This is a genomic window from Tardiphaga robiniae (assembly GCF_001618955.1).
Taxonomy (GTDB): Bacteria; Pseudomonadota; Alphaproteobacteria; order Rhizobiales; family Xanthobacteraceae; genus Tardiphaga; species Tardiphaga robiniae_A.
In genome coordinates this window covers 117,552-141,130 of sequence record NZ_LVYV01000056.1, presented here as the reverse complement: position 1 = coordinate 141,130, position 23,579 = coordinate 117,552, and the positions used below count along the sequence as shown (strand labels likewise).

Below are 23,579 nucleotides of genomic sequence, written 5' to 3'. Positions count from 1 at the left end.
TCGCACCCGAGGTTTCGGCCTTTGTAATGACATTGCGAAAAAAGGCGGCACACTGGCCGCCTCGATTCACTTTGTGAAGTCGTGTCAGTCAATTTCGTCGATCACCACGCGCTCTCCGGGGTCGACCAGATAGGTGCGATTTTCGCGGTGGATGTAGCGGTAGTCGCGCAGTGAAGGAGCTTCTCGGTAAACGACGTCGGGAAATTCTTCAATCTCGACCGTTTCCGGTAGACGCTCGCCGCGGCGGATAACCGTCTTGGCCGTGCTGCCGGTCGTTTGGCGCTCAGTTGTCCTCGTCTTGACGTGCTTGCGCACAACGTCCCGGTCCTTGTCGGTAAACGAGACCTTGGGGCGGGCCGGTGCAGGCGCGGCGGCCGTTGATCCACCGGAGCGCGGCAGCACAGTTACGATCTGCAAGGTCGAAGGTTCAACGATGACGATTTCGTCGCGCACCACAAAGAAGCTGTAGCCTCGATACTGCGGTACGACTTCGACGACCTCAGAGGGAAGCGTCTGCAGACGGGTGTCGCGAGGAACAGAGGTGCCCACGCTCAGGGAAAAATTAACGTTGTTAAGAGGCTGCACGTTGAGCCGAGAAATCGACTGGGTAACACGCGTGCGCTGCTGGTCGTTGATATTGACGGAAGCATTGACGCTGGTCGATTGCGACTGCGCATTGTTGTTCGTCGAGGGAGCTTGCGCCGCGTTGTTAGAAGGAGACTGCGCCGTATTATTCGTTGTCGTTGGCTGCGCTGCAGCGTTAGCACCGCCGCTGGTCGGAGCCTGCATCTGGCCGCCGGCCGTTGCGGGCGCCGTGTTGGTCCGCGCCTGCGGGGGCTGCGATGTCGAAGACCCGGCTGCCGACGATGGAGCAGTCGTCTGCGCCTGCGAAGAGCTGGTGGATGTGCTTGGTGAGGTGGACGTGGACCGATCGTTGGTCGTATCGGGTGCCTTCTGAGTCGTAGGCGAAGAGGTGCTCGGGGACTGCGTTTGTTGTGTGCTAGGGGAGGTTGCTGTCGCGCTTGGCGACTGAGCAATTGCTGCGGTGGCGAACACCAAGCCGACCGCCGTGCTAAATAAGAAACGCGCCTTCATGATCAATTCCTCCATTTTTTGTAGTCATCGTGAACGAGGAAGACACACGGCAGTTCCGATGGAAATCGGGAATAAGTGGCAAATTCTAATGACAAGGGTCTCTTCTCGGTCGCGTATGCATTGATGGCCGCGTGGCAGAGCCGGAGAGCGAGGGCCTGCCGCAATTGCACGGCGCCTGCTGATCATCACCGTCCCTGCGAGTTCAAGCCTGCTAACCGGCTCACTCCTTGTATTCTCGCAAAATCCGCCGGACTGCTCCGGCAATCAAGCAACCATTGTAATTGGGGAGTACGTCAAGGCAGACACACGCTCGTGGTGCACCGGCGACGCTCGCAAAGGGCTCAATCGCCCGACAATGACGTGACGGGAACCGTATTATGGTGTTTTAGCGGGACCAAAAATATTTGTAGGCGGGACGCATTGCGGGCCTACTGGGAACGGCAGTCTCAACGACTGCCCGGCCTCGGAATTAGACCACCTTCAGCCGGTCCGCAGCGGGGTCGCAATTGCATACCTTTCCCGCGACGGACTCGTACTGGCCACGCTGGAGTTCAACGTAGAAGGTCAAATAAGCGTTTTCAAATGTGGGCCATCGAAACGTGAGTCGCTGGGAACAACGCTCAATTAGAGTTCTTGATCCCACGTCCTTGCATGCACGCAAACTCTTGCATAGACGAACTCGCCGCGCGGACCTTTGGGTTGGCGCGGCTCCTTTATGTGATCGTAAGGCTTTTACAGAGCGCTAACCTGCGCGACTGGCGGCAGCAATTCGCTGACCGTGCCAGATGGCTTTGAAGCGGTCTTGGCGGGAACTTGATGCCGCTGTCCGCTGTTCTAACAGGCGAATCGAGGCTGCTATGGACGATCTTAAAAAGAAAACTCGGCAAGATCGCAGCAAGATCAACATGCACGAAGAGCATGAAGTTCGATACTGGACCAAGCACCTCAAGGTTACGAAGGAGGAGTTGCAAAGCGTTGTCGAAAAAGTTGGCAACTCTGCCGCGACCGTGCGTAAAGAGCTCGCAATTTCATAATGGGAGGCGACCCTGACTACTGTCTCGCTCGCTGCGCTTCTTGATGAGTCCGTCGATATCGCTTTCGATTTTCTGCGGCGCTCTGGAGACCTGGACGATGTTCGTGAGGCTAACCAGTTCCTCACATTTCACGTAGCCAGACTGATGCGAGGGGGCATCACGAGCCGCCTTCTGTTATCCAATCGGGCCATCGCAGCATATCGATCTCGAGCGGCCAATGGCCCGCCAAGGGATGTCAAGCGCTCAGCAGGCTAGCGTGGAGTCTTACCGGTCCAACCTTCGCGCGTCGCCGAAGGTTGGAGGTCTGACGCCGACTTGGCCTTCGCCAACTGGGAGATCCCCGGCTAAGTCCTCAGGTCTAAGTCTGCGCTCATTCTGGCCGCAATGCTCGTTGGATGGGCCCTCATTCAACGTCGAGGCCAAGCTCACGTAACGCTCGGGCTGGCTCAACCGAACCGAATGTGTCTCGGCGCTCCTCGGGATTATAGCGTCCTAACCGAAATGGAGAGCGGCGACGCTTTTGTACCGCAGTATCCGGAATCCTCTCGCCCAGATGAGATGGGAATGCCGTTCGACGACGGGCCGAGGAAAGCTTCCGGCTCCGTGAAAAATCAGCACAAACTAATTCGTTCCTCGGGAAGGATCGGCCCGGCGGCGGATGGATTTCGCCGCCGGCCGCCTCAACTCGGTGCGGAATGATCCCGAGCCCAGCGATTGAAACTGGAGACGCTCCGCGACGGTTGAGTTGGGTGGCAGGGAACGCCGCTGAGCTCGGCCAACAACTTCTGCAAAAGCTGCCGGCTCGTGACAATTGGGATCAAATGGTTTCGTTCCGGCGGCGCTTCATCAAGCCCCCAATAACATAATGGAAGGCCCGGCCGCCTGAGGTTGAGGGACATGGTGAGCCGCCGAGCCCGGCGACAGCTTAAGGGATCATCTGCCAGCCGCCGGAAAGAACAGAATTCTTGGAATCCGTCCTGGGCCGACGGAAACCGGATTGTATGACCTTGGAAGAACGACCATCGGCTCCTCAAAAATCAGATCTGATCGACAACGTTCCGGTCAACATCCGCCTAGCTTAGTGGGGCCGCTCATATTGCAATTGAGCGACCCCGTGCCACGCAATTGAAATGTTGCCGATACGAACGACAAGTCCGGCAACGTCACGCGACACTTTTGACGCTAAGCCCTTCGTTTATGTGCACAACACAAGCCGCTCCTTAACCTAACTACTCAACCTTACCGGCGAAATTCGTTAGCTGCTTCTCGCGGCTTGCGGAGCGGATTTCGCCATCGCCTGTCACCGGCGGCGCAGGGCACATCAGCTGAGTACAATCATAGGAGGCTCGGCGGCGTTGGGTTTTGGGGGTGGGGAAGCCGCCGAGCCCGGCCGACAGCACCACACAACTGCCGACCGCAGGAAAAAGCGGCAATAATAGATTTCGTTCCATCAAATAGCAGCCATTGAAATGGCCCGACGCTCAGCCGAATCCTTGAGCGGCGGGCCGACCGTCGCGTGTGCTTCTTGGGATCGCTCCGGCCGGGAAAATCTAGCATCAACACAAATGGAAACTCAATCCACCTTTTAGCGGCAGCCTGGCTGTGCGTGCTCTCCGTCAGGCTTGCTGCTGCTTAGAACTTCCTCGAAGGCGTCGTATCCCTCAACCTCACCATGACCAAGGAGGAAACCTGCATCGCTAGCCATATGGCGTAGGAGATGGCTATCACGGCCGCAGGACGGCCTCGGGCGAACGGTTCAACTTACGCCCTGGCGGCCGCACACCGCACCACGCGCTTCGGCAGCCACGTCAGGATGATAAAGCCAATGATCGGTCGGTAAAAGTTCGGATCACGGATCGCGGCCCGTTTATCAAGGGTCGTTGCATCGATCTGTCTCGAGCAGCAGCCAATGCAATCGGCGTGGGTGGTATCGCGCGCGTCACCGTCCGGGAGCGGGTGACCCGGTCGTGTTTGCCTCCGGAACTTGTCCGGCTGTCGAACGGAGGCCGGGCTTTTTGTAATCCGTTGCGATGGAGTGTCTAATAGCCGGACAGGCACGGTGCCGACAGGGAGGTTGCAATGCGCGAGCAAAATCCATCCCGGACGATTAACTTTGGTCAGGCCATCGTTTTAATCGTTCTGTTCGCCATGCTGCTCTTCGCAATTGTCTGGTCGATGATGGCATGGACGTCAGCTGAGAACGCTGAGATGTCGATCCATGGTTGGATCGCCTTGGCGCTCGGGACGGTTTTCTCACTCGTTATTGGATGCGGCCTGATGGCCTTGATGTTCTACAGTAATAGAAGCGGCTACGACGACACGGCAAACACCGATTGGCGCAGCGAAAAAAAACCGCCAGATGATGAAGTCGGGTAGGTACCCGCGATTAGCCTGCGGCCGCTCTTGCTCGGCGCCGGCGATGGTGACCGGGCTTTTTATTCGACTAGCCTGATGACCCTCAGCGCGTTTGCGCGGTCAAGTGGCCCTAATTTGGCGGCCCACATTTTTGGAAGGTGATCTGGCCAGCAGCATCAAATTCAAAGTCAGCCCGGATATTTGAGCCGTGGCAAACGTAAGTAATGGCAACGCCATCACGGGCCGGTTCGAGATTGTCCAAGTCCGCGGCCGGAGAATCTCTTAGGCGCTGCTCCCAATATGCACGTAAAGCCTCGCGACCATTTATCGTCGTGGCGCCGCCGCAACCACATTCGATCGTAGCGGCTTCGGCATAAAGGCCGAGAATACTTTCAAGGTCGCCTGAGCGATAAGCATCTAGCCAATCAACTACCGCGGCCATCGGGTCAAAGGACATTTTCTCACCTACTTGCCAAACGTATGCGTCTAACAAGCGATTTAGAAGTAGTCTAATGAATGCGTCCTGAATGGTTTATTCAGGGAAGTGGCCTGAAACCCACCGTGGACGGTATACCAGTATGTTTAGTGGTGTTTGGTGATCGCCGTCCTCTTAGCACTTTGAAATCTGGGGATTGCTCCGATGGTCGGATCGACAGCACGAGCGAGCGCTTTAACGATGCGCTAACCAAGCTCGATCAACCTATCCAAGAATGCTGCGGCACCGGACGGGGAGCCGGCAGCCGCATCAGGATGCCGGCCGGTGTCATGCCCGGGCGGCTTTTTCGTCATTCGATCAATCGGATCACTTTGCGCCGATAGAGCCGATCCAGCGTGGCAACGAAGTCCCGATCGTCGAGCACGTCGATCAGCCGATCGACTGGATCAACGGCACTTCGCGAGCCCGGCCCGATGTAGTCTTTCAAAAGATTTCTCGCCGCGGTCACAGAACGTATCAGATGATCGATCTCATCTCGCTCACTCATTGGTCCCTCGCCAGCTTGGTCGCGCCACGCCGGCTCCTTCTTGCCCTAGTGATAGACGGGTTCATCCATCGGAAAAGGTTTGCATCGAGCCAAGCCGAGCGAACATTTGCGGTCTAGAAACTGGCCCCCGACACCAACAGAACCGCGCCGATTACCATTAGGAGAATGCCCGGCCAGTTGGTTCCGAGCCCCAAGAATCTCATGCCCCGCCGCGGTGGCTCCAGAGTGTCGCGAACTGGCCGGGAGGAATCTGGGCCGCTAAGCGATCCCCGCCAAATAGCGGCGCGTGCCATGTACAAGACGCCGCCTAGGACTAGCAGCGCGCCAAGGCCCATCAGGAACATTCTCGCCTCCGCATTCATCGCTGACACACGCACGGACCGGGATTTTAAGAGCCGGCCGAATAATTCGTTCCGGGCTGGCCGATCGACAGGCGAGGCAGATTGCTGACGAAGTATACGCTAACAAAAAAAGCCCGCCGAAGCGGGCCTTTTCTCAGTCAGAGAGAACCATACAGCTGGCGCTCTCTGCGCATCTCGTCCGCATCGAAGGTTTGCTCGCCGGATCGTAGCCAGTCCAGCCGCTTTTCTGCCAGGCGGGCTCCTTAGAAAGTAGAGAGCGAAGACGCTCATCGATGCAATACGTTTCATGTTCTTCACGAGCAGGGGGCCCGTCCAACTCGCACGTGCGAATGGTGTTTCCAATCCCATCGCGCTCGATGGTGCGGTGCGATCCGACCAAGTGGCCAGCCAGATGATGTTTCCAATTGGTGAGCCGTGGAGGAACAGAGCAAGGCGAAGAGCTGTTATCAAGGGCAGATAGGAGTTACTGATGACACGTTCGATCCTTTTAATAGCCGCGGCAATCGTATTTTCCGGCACAGCCCTCGCGCAAAGCAGCGGAACGCTGGAGGAGCAGGCTGCGTGCCGTGCCAGCGTGAAGCGCTATTGCGCACAAGCGATTCAGGGCGGGGATATGATGGTGCTTTCCTGCCTTCAGCAGAATAGGCCGCGCATTTCGAAGGCATGTCGGCAAGTGTTATTGAAGCATGGCCAATAGGCGTGCTCAGGTGAAGGGCCCCGGCACTTGCTCCGGGGCCCTAGCTGTCCAGTAGAGTACATCCGTCCAACTGGACAGTTAGTTCCCGCCGCCCGCGCCACCCCCGGCACCGCCGCCTGCGCCACCACCTGCGCCGCCTGCACCACCGCCCGCGCCGCCGCCGCTAGTGCGGCCTTGGTCAACGTTGTTCATTGAGTTGGCGCCACCGGCTTTTCCTGCAGCTGCGTTTGAACCGCTGAGAGAGCTGGCGTTGTTGCCGCGTTCCGAGCCAACTGCGCCGGTCGTCCGGTCCGACGTTGTTGGTGCAGTGGGCGAGCTCGGCGTCGTCTGGGCGAGCGCCGGCGCTGCAATAAGTGTCAGTGCTGCACTTGCAATAAGAAGTTTTCGCATGTCGTTTCCTCTCGTGACGCCCCAACCGAGAAATGCAAACTAACAAAACCTGTTCCCGAACGACTTCACTTTTAGATGGGAACAATTTCTGGTTCTCGCATTTCTCAGAATGCCTCGCATGAGTGTGTCTTCGTAAGGCGTTCAATTTTCTGGTTGCCTCGCCGCGGCGCCCCGAGCGCCGGGGGACCCTTGAAAGTAGCCTCTATGTTGAAGAGTCCGCGACGATCCATCCGACCGATTTACGGCTACGCGCTCGGCTTCATCTTGTTGCTGGGTCTCATTGGAGCCGCGGTCTCGGTCATCAGAAACGAAGGTAAGGCACCTGTCGATCAGCAAACCAAAACGGTGAAATAGCGTGCCTCAGCCGAAAAGGAGAAAGCAGGGACTCGTTAAAGCCGACGGATCGAAGTCGAGCGTCAGCCTTGAGCCTGAGTTTTGGAGCGCTTTAAAGGAAATTGCCAGTGAACGAGGGACGAGCCCAGCGGCCCTTGTCAGACTGGTTGACCGCAATGGGCCGCAGGTGAACTTAACCTCGGCCGTCCGTCTGTTCGTCTTGCATCATTTCAAAGCCAAAATAAAGGACGGGTCTCCCGCGTAACTTAGCCGGCTGTTGGCAACGTTCGCATTGTGAAATTCAATGCGGTCATCAGCAACCGGCCGGTAATGCTCAACCATCGTCATGTATGCCTCCGCTGGAAAATCCGCGAAATAAGCGCGCGCTCGTTGTCTGGCGGCAAGACGGGCCGGGTAAATGTCTCGGGGACGGACCCACTGTTAAGTCGAAGCTTTTCACGTCGTGATCGAAGCCGTTCGCTCAACGACCGGGGCTTCGTTTACGATCCTCAACTGGCCATAGCCCTTCTGCAAACTCTCCAGAGCGGCGATTTGCATCGTCACGGTCAGGTATTTCAGGCATGCGCTGGAGAACCGACTGCGGGTGGCGACGCCTAGGCTCGATGTAGTCCCATAGAAGCCGCAGGTCCATTTTCAGATGCCAGACCTTTTCGGGTTCGCATTCCAGTCTTGCTGAGCGATGGTGCCGACGTCTACGTCGCCGTACCGGATGTCCATGTCTCGAGCAGGGCGGGAGAGCGATGGCGGGAGAGTTCGGGCGGGCATCACAGCGCCTTCGTGGCGTGCCGCCGTCCGGGCGGCGACGATTTCGATGAGCGTCGGGATGGGCAAGCGGAACAATAGGCGCGAATTGGCATTGCAACACAATGGAAGACAGGCTCTACCGAGTCCTTCTCGCGTTAGGCATAGCCGGGCTGATTACTGCATTCGTGGTTTTGGTCCTCCTACTGCTTTATTGGGCAGTAGGTAGTATTTGAGCGGCCGCCTCAGTTGGCGGCCTCTTTCATGGTGACTCGATGTGACGTCTGCGGATCGCGCCAAATCAAAACGCGGCTCCTACCTCTTTAGACGATGGCCGGTGGGTGTCGCCCTCGCGCATCAGAACGAGCCGTCATTGGGCTCCTGGTGTGTCTGAAGGATCAGCGCTATGCCAAAGAGTAAGATGCCCAACGTTAGAAGATCGAAAATACGGTCCTGCATATCCCCATTTTACCCGATGGCGGGGAGGGCGTCACGGCTGATGGGCGCCGCGTTCTGCGTCCCCGTTAGTATAAGGATCGCTGTGTTGACGGGAACCATTGATAGCACCAGCAGTTTAATCGACTTCATCCGCACGGCCAAAGTAATTGCGGCTCGTGTAGTCGATGGATCTTTCCTTCGCGTCGAGCTCTCATGGTTCAGGACTGAAAATGGCGGTGCGATTTTGGACGTGTGCGCCGTCCGCAAGCTCCAACGATTCCGAGTGAGTCCCGGCTGATCGACGCGACCCGGTCGCGACACAACCACGGACCAAAGGGCCGCATGATCGACGACCTCTGGTACAAGAACGCCGTCTTCTACTGCCTCTCCGTAGGCAGTTTCATGGATGCTGATGGCGACGGTTGCGGCGACTTTAAGGGCCTGACGCGGCGGCTCGACTACATTCACGGCCTCGGCATCACCGCGATCTGGCTGATGCCCTTCCAGCCCTCGCCCGGCAAGGACGACGGCTACGACATCTCCGACTACTACGGCGTTGATCCGCGCTACGGCACGCTAGGCGACTTCGTCGAATTCACCCATGGCTGCCACCAGCGCGGCATCCGCGTCATCATCGACCTTGTGGTCAATCACACCTCGGACCAGCACGCCTGGTTCAAGGACGCGCGCAGCGCCAGGGATTCGCGCTATCGCGACTGGTATGTGTGGTCGGACAAGAAGCCGCCCAATGCCAACAAGGGTATGGTGTTTCCCGGCGTGCAGAAATCGACCTGGACGCATGACACGACCTCGAAGTCCTGGTTCTTCCACCGGTTCTATGACTTCCAGCCGGACCTCAACACATCCAATCCCTATGTGCAGGCCGAGATCCTGAAGATCATGGGGTTCTGGCTGCAGCTTGGCGTCTCCGGCTTCCGCATGGATGCGGTGCCCTTCGTGATCGCCACCAAGGGACCGAAGGTCAACAAGCCCACCGAACAATACGACATGCTGCGCGCCTTCCGCGAATTCCTGCAATGGCGCAAGGGCGACGCCATCATTCTCGCCGAAGCCAATGTGCTGCCGGAAACCGACATGGAATATTTCGGCAGCGACGGCGACCGCATGCAGATGATGTTCAACTTTCACGTCAACCAGAACCTGTTCTATGCGCTGGCCTCCGGCGACGTGCGCCCACTGGCTGCGGCGATGAAGGTGACCAAGCCACGCCCGGCGACGGCGCAATGGGGCCTGTTCCTGCGCAATCATGACGAGCTCGATCTCGGCCGGCTGACCGAGGAGCAACGCCAGACGGTGTTCGCGAAATTCGGCCCGGACAAGGACATGCAGCTTTACGATCGCGGCATCCGACGTCGGCTGGCGCCAATGCTCGGCGGCGACCGACGCAGGCTCGAGCTTGCTTACAGTCTGATGTACACGCTGCCGGGTACGCCGGTGCTGCGCTATGGCGACGAGATCGCCATGGGTGATGATCTCACGCTGCCTGAACGCAACTGCGCGCGGACGCCGATGCAATGGTCGAACGAACCCCGTGCCGGCTTCACCAAGAGCGAGAAGTCAAAGAATCCTGTGATCGACAAGGGCCCCTACGGCTACAATCACGTCAATGTCGCCAAGCAGCGCCGCGATCCCAATTCGATGCTGAACTGGACCGAGCGCATGATCCGGATGCGCAAGGAGGTCCCCGAAATTGGCTGGGGCGACTTCACCATCATCGCCACGCGCAACCCTGCCGTGCTGGCGATCCGCTACGACTGGCGCAACAACTCCGTGCTGTTCGTGCATAATCTCGACGAACAGCCACGCGAAGTGTCATTTGCACTCGGCCTCGATGGCAAGCAGGGCGACCACCTGATCAATCTTCTGACGGAAGACCATAACCGCGCCGATGCCCAGGGCAAGCACCACCTGATGCTGGAAGCATATGCCTATCGCTGGTACCGCGTCGGCGGTCTAGATTATCTGCTCCGGCGCAGTGACATCGACAGTGATACGGATGCGCATCCGGCGTGAGGGTGCCTGCGCCCGGATCGCGGGACCAAGCCTGCGGCCATCAGCAAGTACGCCGACATCAGCGGAAGGCAGATGAAGAAGCTTCGCTCTAAAACCTGGAGAGCGATACGACCTGGAACATGGACAGGCCTTCGCGCCAGTCTCTTGATAGAGTAGCCGCTGCGGCCCAGCTGAGGGAACATGCATCGAACCTGGCGATTAGCAGGCGCACCTACGCCAGGACGCTCCGCCTTATGAATACGAACATCGAGACTTTCGCGATCGTCACCATTCCGGCATGCAACGAAGCCGACCGGATCGAGCGGTGTATCGCTGCGCTGGCCGTCCAGCGCGACCGTTTCGGCGCGCCCCTTGCCGCGGACGCGTTCGAGATCCTGGTGTTCGCCAACAATTGCACTGACGGTACCTCGGGAGTCGCCAGACGTTTCGCCGACTCGGTCCCGCAGAGGGTGGTGGTCATAGAGGAGGAATTGCCGTCGGAGATGGCCAACGCCGGCTGGGCGCGGAAGCGTGCAATGGACCTTGCGGCCGACCGCCTCGATGCGCTCGGCCCGGGCGGTGTAATTATGAGCACGGATGCCGATAGCTGCGTCGGCCCCGCGTGGTTTTCGTCTAACCTCCATGAGTTGGCGAACGGTGTGGAGTGCGTGGCAGGCTACATCGATGCAGAACCGCTCGAGATCGTTTCGCTTGGACGGGATTTCCTGTCCCGCGGTAGGCTCGAAGATACTTACCTCAGCCTTGCCGCGGAAATCATCGCGCGCTGTGATCCGCGAGCCCATGATCCCTGGCCGAACCATCGTGTCTCTTCGGGCGCGAGCCTGGCCGTAACCGTGGCGGCCTATCGGGCCATCGGAGGACTTCCTGCACGCGCTCTCGGCGAAGACGCCGCCCTTACGGCTGCGTTGGACGAGGCGGGATTCAAGGTTCGTCACTCGCTCGACGTCGTCGTCCAGACGTCCTGTCGGATCTTGGGGCGGGCGCATGGCGGAGCGGCCGACACCATGCAACGCCGGCTCGCCGATTTGAATGCTCCTTGCGACGACGATCTTGAGCCCGCCTTGCAGATCGCCCGTCGCGCCATGTACCGATCGCTTTTCCGCCGGGCGTGGCAGAGTGCGCTCGAAGACGGTCCGATGTCCGCCCGGTTGTGCATTCCCTCCGACTTCGTTCGTCACCTCCGTGCCGAGGAGGCGACGCTTCGTGAGGCATGGGAAGCCGTATCGGGCAGAAGTCCTGTTCTCACGGTTCACCGGACGCTACGCCCCTCGGAGCTGCCTCGGCAGATCGCGATCGCCAGAATGATCGTCGCAAGCCTGAGGGCCGCCGCAATCACGCGGACAGCCGCTCCAGGCGGTAGACTTCATCGCGAAGGATCCGGCGAGCCGGAACTCGCTTGACGACGGCGTCGGCGAAAGCGTCGCTGGCCTCCGTTCCCCTCAGCGGATAGTCAGTCTCGCCCAGCCAGTGGCAGAGGACGATCTCTCCGTCGGGAGCGAGGACCCTGCAGCAGTTTTCGGCCACCGAAAGGAGATCGGCCCGGCTGAAGTAGTACAACACTTCAGACAGCACGATGAGGTCGAAGGCGCCGTCCGGGAATTCGGTCGGCAGCACACATTCCTCGAAGGCGACGTTCGGCGGCGCGTCCTTTCGCGCAGCTTCCAGCGCCGTGCGGGACGCGTCGATCGCCAGCAGTTCTCCGCCGCGCTGCGCGAGCCTTGCCGTCAGGACCCCGATCGAGCAGCCAACTTCGAGGATACGATCGTAATGGGCGCGCGTAAGAGCCGACAGAGTGCGGTCATATTTCTCCCGCTCGTAGGCGCTGGTTCGGAATCCCCAGGGGTCGATATCCTGCCGGTACCGTTCCTCGAAGTATGAAGCGGGCAAACTCTCTATGTGCCTCCTCATCGGGAGACCTCGTAAACGTACTCGTGCTCGCCAAGGAACGGCGCCAACGTCTCTTCGGTGAACCGGAAGCCCGTTGGATCGTCTTCGATAAGCGTGGACATCTGCGAAGCGTGGGCCGCGATAGCACGGTGCTTGAGATCACGTTCTCCAGCGATATCCAGCCGGTGGCCCCGCGGGAAGCCTGGGACATCGTCGTCCTGATCGAGGTGCCACCCCCAGATGGGGTAGGCCCAGAGCCTGACAGCTGGGTTGGCGACTCCGGCCGCCTTGGCGATGGCAGCGGCCGCCTGATGATCGCAATGCGGATCCCGATCCCACGTCACAAACAAGGCCTTTGCGCCCGTCTCCTGAAGAAGGTCGGACACGGCGCGGACCGCCGCGTCGAACTGGGGTCCCTCCAGAGGGGCTTGCGTGTCGGGGAGGTCGAGATGGCGTACGAACGCCGGATGGAGGCCCAGAATTTCGCCTGCCGCCCTGACTTCCGCCTTCCGGAGATCGACCAGCCGTTCCGGAGGGTACTGGACCGACCGGGGGTGCGAACCCGCACCATCGGTCAAAACCACGACGTGAACCTTCTGGCCTGCTTGGCAGGCCTGAGCGATCAGACCGCCAAGACCTAACGTCTCGTCGTCCGGGTGCGGCGAGAGAATTAAGAAGGGCGCACCCTCCGTCAGCGCCTCGCGCGAGATGATAGGAAGCGCCTTCGTCACTTCGAGATATCCCGAAACCTTCACTAAAAGTCTCCTGCCGACCGCGACGAACTCAGAAAGACCTGAGCCCCATCGCTCATGGCGCGGTCCGGCACCGGTTGCCGCAGATACGTCGCCAGGTCGCGGCAGATGCGCTCAACGTCGTGAGGACGCACAAACGCCCGAAGCCCGATGCCCCTCTGGACGGTCTCCATGACAGTCAGGGCGGATCGTTCGACAACCATCCGGGTGAGGTTGGCGAAAGCCACGATGCTCTCTGGATCATCTTCGACCGCCAGACGGCGCGCGGCGTCCTCCACCCAAAAACGCGCCGTCGTCGCGTCGGCGACACAAGTCGCAAGGCGCTCGAGCTGATACGCGTCTTCGCCCCTTGCTGAGGAATTAAGGTGCTCTCGGAACAGGTCGACTAGCCGTTCCGTTGCGCCGGTATGGACGGCGCAGAAGCGCCATGCGCCGCCCGAGAAGTGCGGCTGTCGCATGAAGTCGCCGGGAGCGCCGATCCGCTCACGATCCGTGATGCGTCGCCCGGTGAAGTCGACCGTCCCGGTCGCCGTCGCGCGCATGCCTTGCGCCTGCCAGCTGGACGTGTCGTGCGCATATCCGATCTCGAGGTCGAGCAGGCACATCTGCTGCCCCTCCGGTGCTGATGCGGTAACCAGGGGACGCGTCACGAACCCGGCGCCCGACGCCAGGATCTTGCGGCCTTTGAGGACGTTGCCATCCCGCTCCGGGGTGATCCTCAGGCCCTGCGCGTCGTCGGCGCCCCATACTGCGGACAGCGCACCATCACGCACGCTTCCCGCGAGACCTTCGATCTGCGCTTGTGTTCCGTAACGGCAGACCAGCCCCACCGCGTTGACGTGGCCCTCAAATATACGGGCAAGCGAGAGGTCCGCTGCGCCGAGCAGACGCAGGATGGTGCAGAGTTCGGCGCCGAACCGCGGGTCCCAGAGACTGCTGCCGCCGAGCTCGTGAGGCAGTGGGCTCATGGCCAATCCGCTGAAGCGGAAGTCCGTCCAGACGTCCGGTGCGATGTGAGCAGTTCTGTCCGTATCAAAGGCGCGGCTTGAGAGCTTCGCGGCGAAGGCCTGCGCATTCTCCAGCAGCTTATGACATTCGGAAGGGGCGAGAATGACGGTGTCCTCACGACAGTTGGCGAGCATGCGATGAAGTCCGCAGCGCACCGATAGTTCCGATCTGCTGGAACGACTCCTAATCTTGGCGTTGTCCTCGGGCACTCCTTTTGGACGAACTATATGGCGACCATCGAGCTGCAGCCACACAACGAGAACTCCCAGACGTGGCTGCTCGTCTGGGCCGAGCGTCAGGAGATCGTCGGACGCGTCCGACGGGGGGAGGATGGGTGGTTCCATATCACCGCTCACGGACCGCACTGGAGCCCCATGAAGAGTTTCGCCGGCGACAAGTTCGACGACCCGTCCGAGGCTCTGAAGCAGGCTCAGGCGTATTTCGGAAACCGGTAGGGCACTGTCCTACAATAAGCAGATAGGACAAAGGCCACGTCGTCATGGGCGATGCGGCCTTTCTTTTTAAGCATTATCTAGTCGATCGTTCGAAGGACCAACCGCACATGCGAAGGGCCGTAGGCGCCAGCGGGCCGCGGCCATCCTAATGCGGTTTGAATAAACTTACGACGAAGTCGTCGCCGACAAGGCGAAACGACGCTAGGTCCGTTCCAGTCCGGTCCATTTCCTCGATTGGAATCCGTAATGGACCGCCGCCAAGCCGCTTCAGCATAACGATCAGCAACTGATCTTTGAAACAATCGACGAGACCATCGCCGTTAAGTCTCGGATCACTTCCTAGTGCAGTCTTCATGAAACGCTCCGCGGCCGCTTAACGGCCTTTGCTGGTGAATCGTGGGCAAAGACGCTGCCTCCAAAGAGATCCAAGAGAGTCATCGCCCAGGCGCAAGCACGCCGGAAAAGGTCGTTAGATAGCCAAGGCTCAAGTGGCGGAGAGCTAGGCGACCTTGATCGTTGAGACTGCGAAAGCGAGTTCAAGCGTCCGGCGACTTCACTGTATGACCAAGTGAAAATTGTTAGCGTTGTTCCCAAGATGTACCGCTGACATTGGTCCATCCACCGAGCAGAGCCGCCTGCCATGCAAATTATTACTACTGCCGCGGCGGCAATCAGGCCGACAGCGTCAACGTCACCAAGATCCGAAGTCCCGCCCCATTAAGGCGATCCGCTGGGCCCACTGGCGTCCCGTTGCCGACCGCCGGCCGCAAGATGAGCGCAACCGGGCAGGCCGTGAAGGAGGGAGCGAGGCCTAGTCCTTCGCCGCCTTTGCTAGGATAGCCCGTGCCTGCTCCAAAATCCGACGTGCAATTTCAAGCTTGGCCACCTGCTCGGCGTCTATCCCGGGGATTGTGGTTCCGTCCCTTGTGACCATGGCAAACACTTCCACGCTGATGAACGCGAAAACAGTTTGATCTTCAAAAGCACGTTCCAAAGCTGGCGCGAAACGGCGCCGCGGCCCTCAAGGACAACGAACAAGGCGGCAAGCAAGACGATCTGCAACGTGGAGTCTGACAGAAGGGACATGGCGCCCTTACTACGTTCATTTCGCAGATGCGTTCCAATCTAAACTGCGTTCTCAACACTCTGCATTTAGATAAAATTACGGCCACGCAATCGAAGGCATCGTCGCATCGCGAACCCATGAGGGACCTTCGCCTTGCTCCATCGGCTCTCGCCATGGCAGGCAAAGTGTCATGAGCCGATGAGGCTGACGCTAGTCAAGACAGGTGGGCGTAAGATCCGGTGCATTGTTTGTGGTTCAATTTAATAGAGCGCCCTTCGATCTTTGGTGAAGGGCTGTCTGTAAGGCACTACTCAGCTCATGAAGCTCGTAAGGTTTTCGCAACAGCAAAAATTCAGAGCCCAGTTTCCGCGCTGCCTCACTGTAGCCCGTTGCGAGAACGACGGGGATGTTCGGGTAATTCTGCCTAAGATGTCGGGCCAGGCCGAGACCATCCATTTTTCCAGGCATCACGACATCGCTGAAAACGAGGTCGATGCCGTCGTGCTCGATCTCGCGCAATGCGGACTCCGCGTCCGGTACGCATTTCACGCGATATCCCAACTCTTCCAGAAATACGGCGCTGGCGGTGGCAACATCCGGATTGTCTTCAACAAGAAGGACATTGCCGGCGCCTTTGGCCAGAACCTCTGCTTCGTGCGCACCTGCATGGCCTTCGCCACGCGGAAGCCGAATGGTGATTTCCGTACCAGCGCCGAGCTTGCTTTGGATTTCGACACGACCGCCGGCCTGGTTGGCAAAGCCATGCACCTGTGAGAGTCCCAATCCTGTTCCTTTGCCGACGGGTTTGGTCGTGAAAAACGGATCGAACACCTTCGCAATGACGTCCTCGGGAATACCTGCGCCGGTATCAGCCACCTTGATCTGCACGTACTCGCCTTTATCCTCTCCATCCCTGACCCGGTAATTTGCTGCCGTAATCGTCAAGGTGCCCCCGTCGGGCATGGCGTCACGAGAGTTGATGCTGAGATTGATGAGTGCAGTTTCGAGCTCGGTTGGATCCGCGAAGATTGGCCAAACTCCGGCCGGTACGGAGATTTCGAGCTTGATCGCGCTACCCAGAACGGTAGCCAAGACCTCGCGTACAGCTTGCACGGTCTCTTCAAGATTGAGCAGCGTCGGAGCGACTTGCTGACGCCGCGCAAACGTCAGCAACTGACGAGTAAGTGCCGCGCCGCGACGAACGCTTGCCTCAATCGCTCCTGCTGCCTCGATCACGCGGGGGACAATGGCATGCCGTTTGATCAGCCGAACGTTACCCGTGATTGCCATAAGGAGGTTGTTGAAGTCATGAGCCACTCCGCCGGTCAGCTGACCGAGCGCATCCATTTTCTGCGCTTCCGCCAGCTGCTTTTGCATACGTTCAAGTTGCTGCGTTGCTTGACGTCGCTCTGTGATGTCGCGCGTGATCTTGGCAAACCCGATCAGCTCGCCTGCGTCATTGCGGACGGGATCAATGACCACATTCGCCCAAAAGAACGTGCCGTCTTTGCGGACGCGCAAGCCTTCTTCTTCGTAACGGCCCTTTTCACGTGCAATGCTGAGAGCACGCGCTGGTTTTCCAGCGTCCCGGTCGCCGGGGGTATAAAAGCGCGAAAAGTGCTGACCGATAATCTCGTCAGGAAGATAGCCTTTGATCCGCTGACCGCCGAGGTTCCAGCTGGTGACATGACCTTCCGGATCAAGCATGTATAACGCATAGTCCGTGACATTGCTCACCAACAGGCGAAAAAGATTTTCGCTTTCGCTCAATGCGGAGCGGGCTTGCATCCGTTCGGTGATGTCCCGCGTGATCTTGGCAAAGCCGACAAGGACATCGTTTTCATAGATGGCGTCGATAACCACGGACGCGAAAAACCGCGTACCGTCTTTCCGCATCCGCCAGCCTTCCGCTTCGAAGCGCTTATTCCGGCGTGCGGCCTCCAATGCGGTGGCGGGAAGTCCGGCTTCGCGATCCTCCGGCGGATAGAACACCGAGAAGTGCTGGCCCACGATTTCGTCGGCGCCATACCCTTTGATCGTCTCGGCGCCTGCATTCCAGTTTGATACGATGCCGTTGGGGTCGAGCAGATAGATCGCATAATCTGTGACGCCTTGAACGAGAAGTCGGAAGGCGCGTTCGCTTTCTAAAAGATTGCGGTCGTTTTTTGTTTTTGGCATCATTCACTTTCCGCGAACCAATCCCTCTGGTAGAGGCGATAACTGCCATCGTTTAGCGGCACGGGAGTCGCAGGTCAGAGTAGGCTCCCCCACATACGCGGCACAAGAACACTTTTACCGTCAGATTTGGAACCAAAGTTTGCTTTAAGGATTGTCTCTGCCTTCTCAGATTAGCCGCTCGTTACGGCGATAAATTCAAATTTCTAGAAGAGGGCAAGGCGGCCGGCCGGAGGATCGCCTAAGCCGCGACCTTGTGCGGGCGCGGGCTCTGTCGATGAGGATCAGGCTTGGGTCTGAGAACGGCGCTCAGTTCAGCTAGTTGGTCTGAAGGGCGGCCCGCTCGCAGTGCCTTTTGCTGCACGGACAAATCTGTTGTGCCGTCCCCAACGGGACGATTCGCCGTCGATAATCGCTGACTTGGTTTTAAATGCCACGCGTCGGTTGCGATCTTCTCCGCCAGTCGTGAAGAAGTAAGGCGATGCTCCCTAGGCCCAACATTCTCGGCGCTGTAGCCCTGCCGTTGCTACCCGGCAGAGCGCTTATTCTGCGTGACGCCGGCTCGCGCGAACCGCCCGACCAGGTTTTCAAAGCGCAACGGGAATGATCTTGGACCGGGAAGAACCGTCTTGCCCGGAACAATACTCATGGTGAGTGCTTGTGCAACGACCCGATGAGGACGCGCCATGACCGATCAAGAGACGCCATGTGTAAGTGACCAATGGTCTGATCTGAAGGCCACCGTGGCGGATGGTGTCAAGGCCGTCGCATCAACAATAGGAGAAGCAATCGAGGAAGGCAAAAAGCCCGGCAAGCCGCTCGACATACTAAGCAAGCTTACGCGTGAAGCTCCGCTCGGTATGTTGTTGGCAGCATTTCTCATTGGCCGGGCACTGGCACGGCGGCAATGATTAGGCCGGTTGCCTTTTGAGATCGTCGAGCGTGACGCTTTTGGGAAACATGAATCTAGCAGTGGCTTGTGACCGACAGTTATTCCGGAGGACACTATGGGGTTAGCAACTTATGCCGTCATCGAATCTAACGATGGCTGGGGCGTTCTGCACGATGGAGACGTGGAAGGGAAATTCCTGACCAAAGAGTCTGCTTTCGAAGCAGCCGTGGCTGCAGCGTCTCTTGCGATCCGCCAGGGACACGAAGTCCATGTCAGCGCCCCGAGCAGCGAAGCCGGAAACAAGACAGCGCTTGGCGGTCCAACAAATTGACGGGGGCTCAAGCTGCGTGAAAGGATATGAAATTGGGACGAGATGATGATGGCGCCGAAGTAAAGTCAGCGCGCAAAGCACGCGGCGCCGAGCCAGGGCCGTCGGTTCGCAACGTTTTAATTTGGAGCCTTGGCTTAGTTGTGGCCGCCTTTGCCGTTGTATATTTCCTGTTTTTCAAAACCTAGCCGACCGTCAGCTGGTGGCGACGTACCCGCTTGGAGACGCCGATCAGGTTGCCGCCTGTTACTTAGAAACGACTTACATTCCTTCCTCTTTTGAGGTTGAGCGTCCTGTTCGCATGGTGGCCGTTCCGATGGCCCTGCCATCGCTCCAAACGTGGCGGAGCTTTTGCTGTCATAGCCGTTGGTATGCAGTAGCCGGATGAACTCGTCCATCGAGGCATTAACTATTGGTACGCTCGGCAGCTTCCGGTGTGAGGGTGCGGCCAAAAAGCCGGCTGATGGATTCGCGAAAAGCCATGCGAGTCCCCTTTTTTCGTGGCAGCGCTTTGCTGCGCGGACGAGAGAAAGGTTCATTCGGGAGCGACAGTCCTAACGGAATATTCTTGGACGGGGAACTGGTCACATAGTGGCGTCTTAAGCGCACAAGCAATTATAGCGATCGATGCGCTCGCCTGCATGACTGTACCAAAGCGATTCGCCGCCGCAATTATCCGTTTTTGAGGAGAGGCCGATGCCCCGATACTCTGAAGAACAGATCCGAGAGTACGCTCACAAACTTTGGGAAAGGGAAGGTCGCCCGGAAGGTAAGGCCGATGACTTCTGGCACCAGGCCAAAAGCGAGCTCGAAAGCGATGCGCCTGGCGACGAAGACCCGAAACCGATGCCAGAGTAGGAAAAAGCGCTGCCCAAGCGCCCCTTCGTCATTGGGCGGGCGATGTCGCCACCGGCGGAACGCTGCATCCAATCAAGCGTTTTCGATTGGCACTTATCTAGGAGCTGGTTCATGCCCCATTCTTATCCCGCGCCTCCGTTTGCTTCCCAGAAACAACCGATGCCCGGCCGAACGGAGGCCATGCAGCCTCGTCCCGATCATGGCGAGAGCAGCTACAAGGGGGGTGGTCGATTGCAGGGCATGAGAGCGGTAATTACCGGTGGCGACAGCGGGATCGGCCGCGCTGTCGCGTTGGCCTACGCACGCGAAGGTGCCGACGTCTTGATTTCTTATCTCGATGAGACCGAGGATGCCCTCGAAGCTAAAGCTTTAATCGAGCGCGAAGGCCGCAAGGCCATAATGGTCCCAGGTGACATCCAGCATCGGCGCCATTGCGACGTGATTATCGATAAGGCGGTAAGGGAATTGGGCGGGATCGACATCCTCGTTAACAACGCCGCGCATCAAGCGACCTTCAAGGACATCGGCGACATTTCCGATGACGAGTGGGATTTGACGTTTAGGACAAATATCTATGCAATGTTCTACCTGACAAGGGCCGCCGTGCCTCACATGAAGCCCGGAAGTGCGATCATCAATACCGCGTCGGTCAATTCGGATATGCCGAACCCCACCTTGCTGGCCTATGCAACGACGAAGGGGGCCATTCAGAATTTCACCGGCGGCTTGGCGCAGATGTTGGCCGATAAGGGCATCCGCGCAAACGCGGTGGCACCGGGACCGATCTGGACGCCGCTCATTCCATCCACTATGCCAGACGAAGCCGTTAGAAATTTCGGCAAGCAGACGCCGATGCAACGTCCCGGACAGCCCGCAGAGCTTGCAACCGCCTACGTGATGCTCGCAGATCCACTCTCAAGCTACGTTTCCGGGGCCACGATCGCCGTTACAGGCGGCAAACCTTTCATCTAATCGTATCGAGCGTTTCGCGGCAAAGCAGTGGGGTCTCATCGGTGTCCAGCATTTTGCCGTGGGTGGGAGGGTTCGCCGCTGTCCTGACTTCGCTGTCGTACATTCCACAGGTCCGGAAAGCATTGCCCCGGAGCTCAACCAAAGATCTGTCGCTCAAGATGCTTGTGGTGCTGACATCAGGCCTGGGTCTCTGGATCGGCTACGGTCTACTCAAGGGCGACTGGATCATCGTTCTGGCGAACAGTATCGGCTGTGCGCTGACAGCAACCGTGCTCGGCTGTAAAATACGAGACATTCGCGGGGAGGACTCTGCATAGGGAGCGGAACCTGGCTGCATGATCAGGGTTTAGAGTGCCTGTTATCTAGGTGTCATACGGAGATGCCATGCGGCCAATAATGGTACCACCCACTCTCCTTGATCGCGAGGTCGCAGCAACCGCCGTTCGGCACGCACATGCCGCAAGCGAACAAGTGGCCGAAGCTCTGACGTGGGGCGCGGACGAGCATGTTCTCGTTGTTGCTGCAGCGGCCTTCTGGCTCCTGTCGCGTAGCGGCTCCCCCCGGAAGCGAACTGTCGGTACGCATTTTCTGGCGGCCTCGGTGGCCACGGCCGTTGTGCCGCATGCACTGAAGCATGTTTTCAATCAACGTCGACCGGATAGGCTCACCATTCTTGGCCATCTACACGGAGTACCGATCTCAGGCCGCCCGAATGATGCGTTCCCCTCGGGGCACGCGATGCATATGGGGGCTCTCGCGAGCGCAGCATCCTCATTCGATCGGCCGTATCGCGAGCTGACCTGGACGGCTGCGGTCGGTATCTCGCTGACGAGGATCTATGTTCTCGCGCACTGGACGAGCGATGTGGTCGCGGGCTTCGCCAGCGGATATCTGATTGATCGGCTATTGAGACGCTGGACCGGCTACGGCAATGGGACGACGACGCCATGACGGATTACGCTGTCCGATTTTTCGTTGGAGGGGCAGTCGTCTCGATATTCGCGCTGCTCGGAGACGTGTTACGGCCTAAGTCCTTCGCGGGACTCTTCGGCGCCGCGCCATCGGTGGCCCTGGTTTCGCTCGCGCTCGCAATCTCCAGGCACGGACCGGACTACGTCTCTACGCTGGCTGCTTCGATGATGGCCGGCGCGACCGCTCTTCTCGTGTTCTGCTTCGTGACGTGCCGTTTACTCAAACGCACGGGGTTGTCAGTTCTATCTGTTACCCTGCTCGGGTTTCCCCTGTGGCTGGTAGTCGCGTTTGGCCTCTATGGGATGGTGGGCTGAATGCTTGTTCGAGCCTCATTCTCGTCGTTGAGCGATGGTCGCTGGTACGAATACATCGTCCGGTTCCTGCTGGGCGGAGCATCGACTGCAATAACTGGCCTGATCGGCACACGTTGGGGTCCGGGCGTCGGAGGTCTGTTCCTGGCATTTCCAGCCATGCTCTGCGCCAGTGCCACGCTGGTCGAGGCGCACGAAAGGCGCCGCAAAAGGGAAATTGGCCTGCAGGGCAAGAGACGTGGTGAAGACGCCGCTGCGCTCGAGGCCGCTGGAGCGGCTCTGGGAAGCATGGGCCTCGTTGCGTTCGCTCTCACAGTCTTCCTCGTAAATGCCGCGGCTCCCTGGAGCAGCTTGGCGCTGGCATCTCTGGTATGGGCGGCGACCGCAGGTTCTTGCTGGTGGACTTACAAGAGACTTCGCAGGACGTGGACCTGAGATGGGCGAGCTCCGATCAAGAATAGACACAAGTCGGGCAGTGCACTTGTGTCTGGACATGCAGAGGCTGTTCGGTCCCGAAGGGCCTTGGCCGACACCTTGGCTCGAACGTGTCATGCCGGCGGTGGAAAGCCTCGTCCAACGTGACCCGGCACGGACTGTCTTTACGCGCTTTATTCCCCCGGCGTCGCCCGAGCATGCAAATGGGATGTGGCAGAGCTACTTCCGAAAATGGCGGTTGGTCACGCGCGAACGTCTGGACCCGCACCTCCTCGAGCTTATGCCGCCTTTGCAGCGACATGTCCCACCGGCGATTGTCTTCGACAAGTCTGCGTATTCTGCGTTCTCGAACGGAAGGCTTCACGATATTCTGCAAGACGGTAACGTCAATACCTTGATTGTGAGCGGCGCGGAGACTGACGTCTGCGTTCTCTCAACCATCTTGAGTGCTGTTGATCTGGGCTATCGCATCGTCGTTGCGCAAGATGCGATGTGCAGCTCAGCTGACGAAACTCACGATGCCTTACTTGGCTTGTACGCCCGGCGTTTCGACCTACAGATCGAACTGGCAGATTGTGCCGAAATCCTTGAAAGATGGTCGCAGGCTTGAATGCAGTCAGGGCTAGGCTGGGCGGGCGAAGTGTTTGGCGCGCGCGCCACCGGCGCGGGCGACCAAGACCCACAAAGAGGAGACCCCGATCATCGGGGTCTCCTCTGGTTGGCATCACGCGCTAGTTGCCGCCGCCGGCACCACCACCTGCGCCACCAGCACCGCTGCCCGAAGTGCGACCTTCGGCAGAGCTGTTAGACCCGGTAGTTCCAGTCGCTGCATTCGATCCACTAAGGGAGCTGGCATTGTTGCCAGTCTGCGATCCTGCAGCGTGCGGCGCCGCGTGTGGAGTGCTCGAGGTCGGGCGATCGACTGCCGTCCCCGTACTGGTAGTGCCGGGCTGTGTAACGCCATTGCCTGCGGAATTGACCTGAG

At 58.9% G+C, this 23,579-nt stretch carries 25 protein-coding genes and 1 pseudogene; 16 read left to right on the top strand and 10 right to left on the bottom strand.

The window, feature by feature from the left end; translation table 11 throughout:
- Nucleotides 1–84: 84 nt before the first annotated feature.
- Nucleotides 85–1,095 carry a DUF1236 domain-containing protein gene (locus A4A58_RS28720; RefSeq protein ID WP_068738885.1) on the bottom strand — a complete coding sequence of 337 codons (1,011 nt, stop codon included), beginning with the start codon at nt 1,093–1,095 and terminating at the stop codon, nt 85–87.
- 857 nt (nt 1,096–1,952) lie between these two features.
- Between A4A58_RS28720 and A4A58_RS28715 the strand changes: the two genes are divergently transcribed.
- From A4A58_RS28715 to A4A58_RS28710, 3 genes and pseudogenes are all read left to right on the top strand, one after another.
- Entirely contained in the window at nt 1,953–2,129 is a 177-nt protein-coding gene (locus A4A58_RS28715) for a DUF3606 domain-containing protein (protein ID WP_081422158.1), read from the top strand.
- Nucleotides 2,130–3,869: 1,740 nt separating this feature from the next.
- Nucleotides 3,870–4,172, top strand: a pseudogene (locus A4A58_RS31885) (RlpA-like double-psi beta-barrel domain-containing protein); the annotation flags it as partial.
- 36 nt (nt 4,173–4,208) lie between these two features.
- Nucleotides 4,209–4,505, top strand: coding sequence for a hypothetical protein (locus tag A4A58_RS28710; protein WP_068738735.1), 297 nt, complete (start codon nt 4,209–4,211; stop codon nt 4,503–4,505).
- Nucleotides 4,506–4,614: 109 nt separating this feature from the next.
- Here A4A58_RS28710 and A4A58_RS30010 read toward each other — a convergent pair whose 3' ends face one another.
- Entirely contained in the window at nt 4,615–4,941 is a 327-nt protein-coding gene (locus A4A58_RS30010; RefSeq protein WP_081422157.1) for a nuclear transport factor 2 family protein, read from the bottom strand.
- A gap of 328 nt (nt 4,942–5,269) precedes the next feature.
- The gene (locus A4A58_RS30600) at nt 5,270–5,467 is read right to left on the bottom strand and encodes a hypothetical protein (protein ID WP_139069974.1); all 198 of its coding nucleotides are present in this window, start codon (nt 5,465–5,467) and stop codon (nt 5,270–5,272) included.
- An 831-nt stretch (nt 5,468–6,298) separates the two neighbouring features.
- Between A4A58_RS30600 and A4A58_RS30005 the strand changes: the two genes are divergently transcribed.
- Nucleotides 6,299–6,526 (top strand): hypothetical protein, encoded by a 228-nt coding sequence (locus tag A4A58_RS30005; protein ID WP_081422133.1) that lies wholly within the window; start codon nt 6,299–6,301, stop codon nt 6,524–6,526.
- A 78-nt stretch (nt 6,527–6,604) separates the two neighbouring features.
- On the opposite strand, the gene A4A58_RS31230 is transcribed toward A4A58_RS30005, so the two are convergent.
- Entirely contained in the window at nt 6,605–6,916 is a 312-nt protein-coding gene (locus A4A58_RS31230) for a hypothetical protein (RefSeq protein ID WP_192855954.1), read from the bottom strand.
- 355 nt (nt 6,917–7,271) lie between these two features.
- Here A4A58_RS31230 and A4A58_RS30000 point away from each other — a divergent pair, with 355 nt between their 5' ends.
- Nucleotides 7,272–7,514 (top strand): ribbon-helix-helix domain-containing protein, encoded by a 243-nt coding sequence (locus tag A4A58_RS30000; RefSeq protein WP_081422132.1) that lies wholly within the window; start codon nt 7,272–7,274, stop codon nt 7,512–7,514.
- Here A4A58_RS30000 and A4A58_RS31720 read toward each other — a convergent pair.
- Entirely contained in the window at nt 7,475–7,597 is a 123-nt protein-coding gene (locus A4A58_RS31720; protein WP_283804914.1) for a hypothetical protein, read from the bottom strand. The two genes, A4A58_RS30000 and A4A58_RS31720, sit on opposite strands and share 40 nt — an antisense overlap.
- A 1,194-nt stretch (nt 7,598–8,791) precedes the next feature.
- Between A4A58_RS31720 and A4A58_RS28690 the strand changes: the two genes are divergently transcribed.
- Entirely contained in the window at nt 8,792–10,483 is a 1,692-nt protein-coding gene (locus tag A4A58_RS28690; protein ID WP_068738729.1) for an alpha-amylase family protein, read from the top strand.
- Between the two features lie 233 nt (nt 10,484–10,716).
- Nucleotides 10,717–11,883 carry a glycosyltransferase gene (locus A4A58_RS28685; protein ID WP_081422156.1) on the top strand — a complete coding sequence of 389 codons (1,167 nt, stop codon included), beginning with the start codon at nt 10,717–10,719 and terminating at the stop codon, nt 11,881–11,883.
- Here A4A58_RS28685 and A4A58_RS29995 read toward each other — a convergent pair.
- The 3 genes from A4A58_RS29995 to A4A58_RS28670 are packed head-to-tail and all read right to left on the bottom strand — an operon-like array spanning nt 11,816 to nt 14,264.
- Nucleotides 11,816–12,370 (bottom strand): class I SAM-dependent methyltransferase, encoded by a 555-nt coding sequence (locus A4A58_RS29995; protein ID WP_244499902.1) that lies wholly within the window; start codon nt 12,368–12,370, stop codon nt 11,816–11,818. The two genes, A4A58_RS28685 and A4A58_RS29995, sit on opposite strands and share 68 nt — an antisense overlap.
- A gap of 17 nt (nt 12,371–12,387) precedes the next feature.
- Nucleotides 12,388–13,125, bottom strand: coding sequence for a PIG-L deacetylase family protein (locus A4A58_RS28675; RefSeq protein WP_068738723.1), 738 nt, complete (start codon nt 13,123–13,125; stop codon nt 12,388–12,390).
- Nucleotides 13,125–14,264 carry an acyl-CoA dehydrogenase family protein gene (locus A4A58_RS28670; protein WP_081422130.1) on the bottom strand — a complete coding sequence of 380 codons (1,140 nt, stop codon included), beginning with the start codon at nt 14,262–14,264 and terminating at the stop codon, nt 13,125–13,127. The genes A4A58_RS28675 and A4A58_RS28670 overlap by 1 nt, the downstream gene beginning before the upstream one ends.
- Before the next feature lie 93 nt (nt 14,265–14,357).
- On the opposite strand from A4A58_RS28670, the gene A4A58_RS28665 reads away from it, so the two are divergent.
- The gene (locus A4A58_RS28665) at nt 14,358–14,585 is read left to right on the top strand and encodes a hypothetical protein (protein ID WP_068738721.1); all 228 of its coding nucleotides are present in this window, start codon (nt 14,358–14,360) and stop codon (nt 14,583–14,585) included.
- Between the two features lie 145 nt (nt 14,586–14,730).
- Here A4A58_RS28665 and A4A58_RS28660 read toward each other — a convergent pair whose 3' ends face one another.
- Nucleotides 14,731–14,940 carry a hypothetical protein gene (locus A4A58_RS28660; protein ID WP_068738720.1) on the bottom strand — a complete coding sequence of 70 codons (210 nt, stop codon included), beginning with the start codon at nt 14,938–14,940 and terminating at the stop codon, nt 14,731–14,733.
- 966 nt (nt 14,941–15,906) lie between these two features.
- Nucleotides 15,907–17,829 carry a hybrid sensor histidine kinase/response regulator gene (locus A4A58_RS28650; protein ID WP_244499901.1) on the bottom strand — a complete coding sequence of 641 codons (1,923 nt, stop codon included), beginning with the start codon at nt 17,827–17,829 and terminating at the stop codon, nt 15,907–15,909.
- A 683-nt stretch (nt 17,830–18,512) separates the two neighbouring features.
- On the opposite strand from A4A58_RS28650, the gene A4A58_RS30585 reads away from it, so the two are divergent.
- The 8 genes from A4A58_RS30585 to A4A58_RS28620 all read left to right on the top strand — a co-directional run bounded on the left by A4A58_RS30585 (nt 18,513) and on the right by A4A58_RS28620 (nt 23,204).
- Entirely contained in the window at nt 18,513–18,737 is a 225-nt protein-coding gene (locus tag A4A58_RS30585) for a hypothetical protein (protein WP_081422128.1), read from the top strand.
- 96 nt (nt 18,738–18,833) lie between these two features.
- Complete coding sequence (locus tag A4A58_RS29985) at nt 18,834–19,049, top strand: hypothetical protein (protein WP_081422127.1); 216 nt, start codon at nt 18,834–18,836, stop codon at nt 19,047–19,049.
- Nucleotides 19,050–19,742: 693 nt separating this feature from the next.
- The gene (locus tag A4A58_RS29980; protein WP_081422126.1) at nt 19,743–19,904 is read left to right on the top strand and encodes a DUF2934 domain-containing protein; all 162 of its coding nucleotides are present in this window, start codon (nt 19,743–19,745) and stop codon (nt 19,902–19,904) included.
- A 111-nt stretch (nt 19,905–20,015) separates the two neighbouring features.
- Nucleotides 20,016–20,876 (top strand): SDR family oxidoreductase, encoded by an 861-nt coding sequence (locus A4A58_RS28645; protein WP_068738716.1) that lies wholly within the window; start codon nt 20,016–20,018, stop codon nt 20,874–20,876.
- Nucleotides 20,877–20,917: 41 nt separating this feature from the next.
- Complete coding sequence (locus tag A4A58_RS28640) at nt 20,918–21,193, top strand: SemiSWEET family sugar transporter (RefSeq protein ID WP_068738714.1); 276 nt, start codon at nt 20,918–20,920, stop codon at nt 21,191–21,193.
- Between the two features lie 154 nt (nt 21,194–21,347).
- Complete coding sequence (locus tag A4A58_RS28635; protein ID WP_244499900.1) at nt 21,348–21,827, top strand: phosphatase PAP2 family protein; 480 nt, start codon at nt 21,348–21,350, stop codon at nt 21,825–21,827.
- Entirely contained in the window at nt 21,824–22,162 is a 339-nt protein-coding gene (locus A4A58_RS28630) for a DUF3147 family protein (RefSeq protein WP_068738709.1), read from the top strand. The genes A4A58_RS28635 and A4A58_RS28630 overlap by 4 nt, the downstream gene beginning before the upstream one ends.
- A 433-nt stretch (nt 22,163–22,595) precedes the next feature.
- On the top strand, nt 22,596–23,204 hold the full coding sequence (locus A4A58_RS28620; RefSeq protein WP_068738705.1) for a cysteine hydrolase family protein: 609 nt from the start codon (nt 22,596–22,598) through the stop codon (nt 23,202–23,204).
- The last annotated feature ends 375 nt before the right edge of the window (nt 23,205–23,579 follow it).

Bases quoted from the DNA above. Each gene is read 5' to 3' on its own strand.
- A4A58_RS28720 (WP_068738885.1), bottom strand. From the start codon at position 1,095: ATGAAGGCGCGTTTCTTATTTAGCACGGCGGTCGGCTTGGTGTTCGCC.
- A4A58_RS28715 (WP_081422158.1), top strand. From the start codon at position 1,953: ATGGACGATCTTAAAAAGAAAACTCGGCAAGATCGCAGCAAGATCAAC.
- A4A58_RS28710 (WP_068738735.1), top strand. From the start codon at position 4,209: ATGCGCGAGCAAAATCCATCCCGGACGATTAACTTTGGTCAGGCCATC.
- A4A58_RS30010 (WP_081422157.1), bottom strand. From the start codon at position 4,941: ATGTCCTTTGACCCGATGGCCGCGGTAGTTGATTGGCTAGATGCTTAT.
- A4A58_RS30600 (WP_139069974.1), bottom strand. From the start codon at position 5,467: ATGAGTGAGCGAGATGAGATCGATCATCTGATACGTTCTGTGACCGCG.
- A4A58_RS30005 (WP_081422133.1), top strand. From the start codon at position 6,299: ATGACACGTTCGATCCTTTTAATAGCCGCGGCAATCGTATTTTCCGGC.
- A4A58_RS31230 (WP_192855954.1), bottom strand. From the start codon at position 6,916: ATGCGAAAACTTCTTATTGCAAGTGCAGCACTGACACTTATTGCAGCG.
- A4A58_RS31720 (WP_283804914.1), bottom strand. From the start codon at position 7,597: ATGACGATGGTTGAGCATTACCGGCCGGTTGCTGATGACCGCATTGAA.
- A4A58_RS28690 (WP_068738729.1), top strand. From the start codon at position 8,792: ATGATCGACGACCTCTGGTACAAGAACGCCGTCTTCTACTGCCTCTCC.
- A4A58_RS28685 (WP_081422156.1), top strand. From the start codon at position 10,717: ATGAATACGAACATCGAGACTTTCGCGATCGTCACCATTCCGGCATGC.
- A4A58_RS28670 (WP_081422130.1), bottom strand. From the start codon at position 14,264: ATGCTCGCCAACTGTCGTGAGGACACCGTCATTCTCGCCCCTTCCGAA.
- A4A58_RS28665 (WP_068738721.1), top strand. From the start codon at position 14,358: ATGGCGACCATCGAGCTGCAGCCACACAACGAGAACTCCCAGACGTGG.
- A4A58_RS28660 (WP_068738720.1), bottom strand. From the start codon at position 14,940: ATGAAGACTGCACTAGGAAGTGATCCGAGACTTAACGGCGATGGTCTC.
- A4A58_RS28650 (WP_244499901.1), bottom strand. From the start codon at position 17,829: ATGCCAAAAACAAAAAACGACCGCAATCTTTTAGAAAGCGAACGCGCC.
- A4A58_RS30585 (WP_081422128.1), top strand. From the start codon at position 18,513: ATGACCGATCAAGAGACGCCATGTGTAAGTGACCAATGGTCTGATCTG.
- A4A58_RS29985 (WP_081422127.1), top strand. From the start codon at position 18,834: ATGGGGTTAGCAACTTATGCCGTCATCGAATCTAACGATGGCTGGGGC.
- A4A58_RS29980 (WP_081422126.1), top strand. From the start codon at position 19,743: ATGCCCCGATACTCTGAAGAACAGATCCGAGAGTACGCTCACAAACTT.
- A4A58_RS28645 (WP_068738716.1), top strand. From the start codon at position 20,016: ATGCCCCATTCTTATCCCGCGCCTCCGTTTGCTTCCCAGAAACAACCG.
- A4A58_RS28630 (WP_068738709.1), top strand. From the start codon at position 21,824: ATGACGGATTACGCTGTCCGATTTTTCGTTGGAGGGGCAGTCGTCTCG.
- A4A58_RS28620 (WP_068738705.1), top strand. From the start codon at position 22,596: ATGGGCGAGCTCCGATCAAGAATAGACACAAGTCGGGCAGTGCACTTG.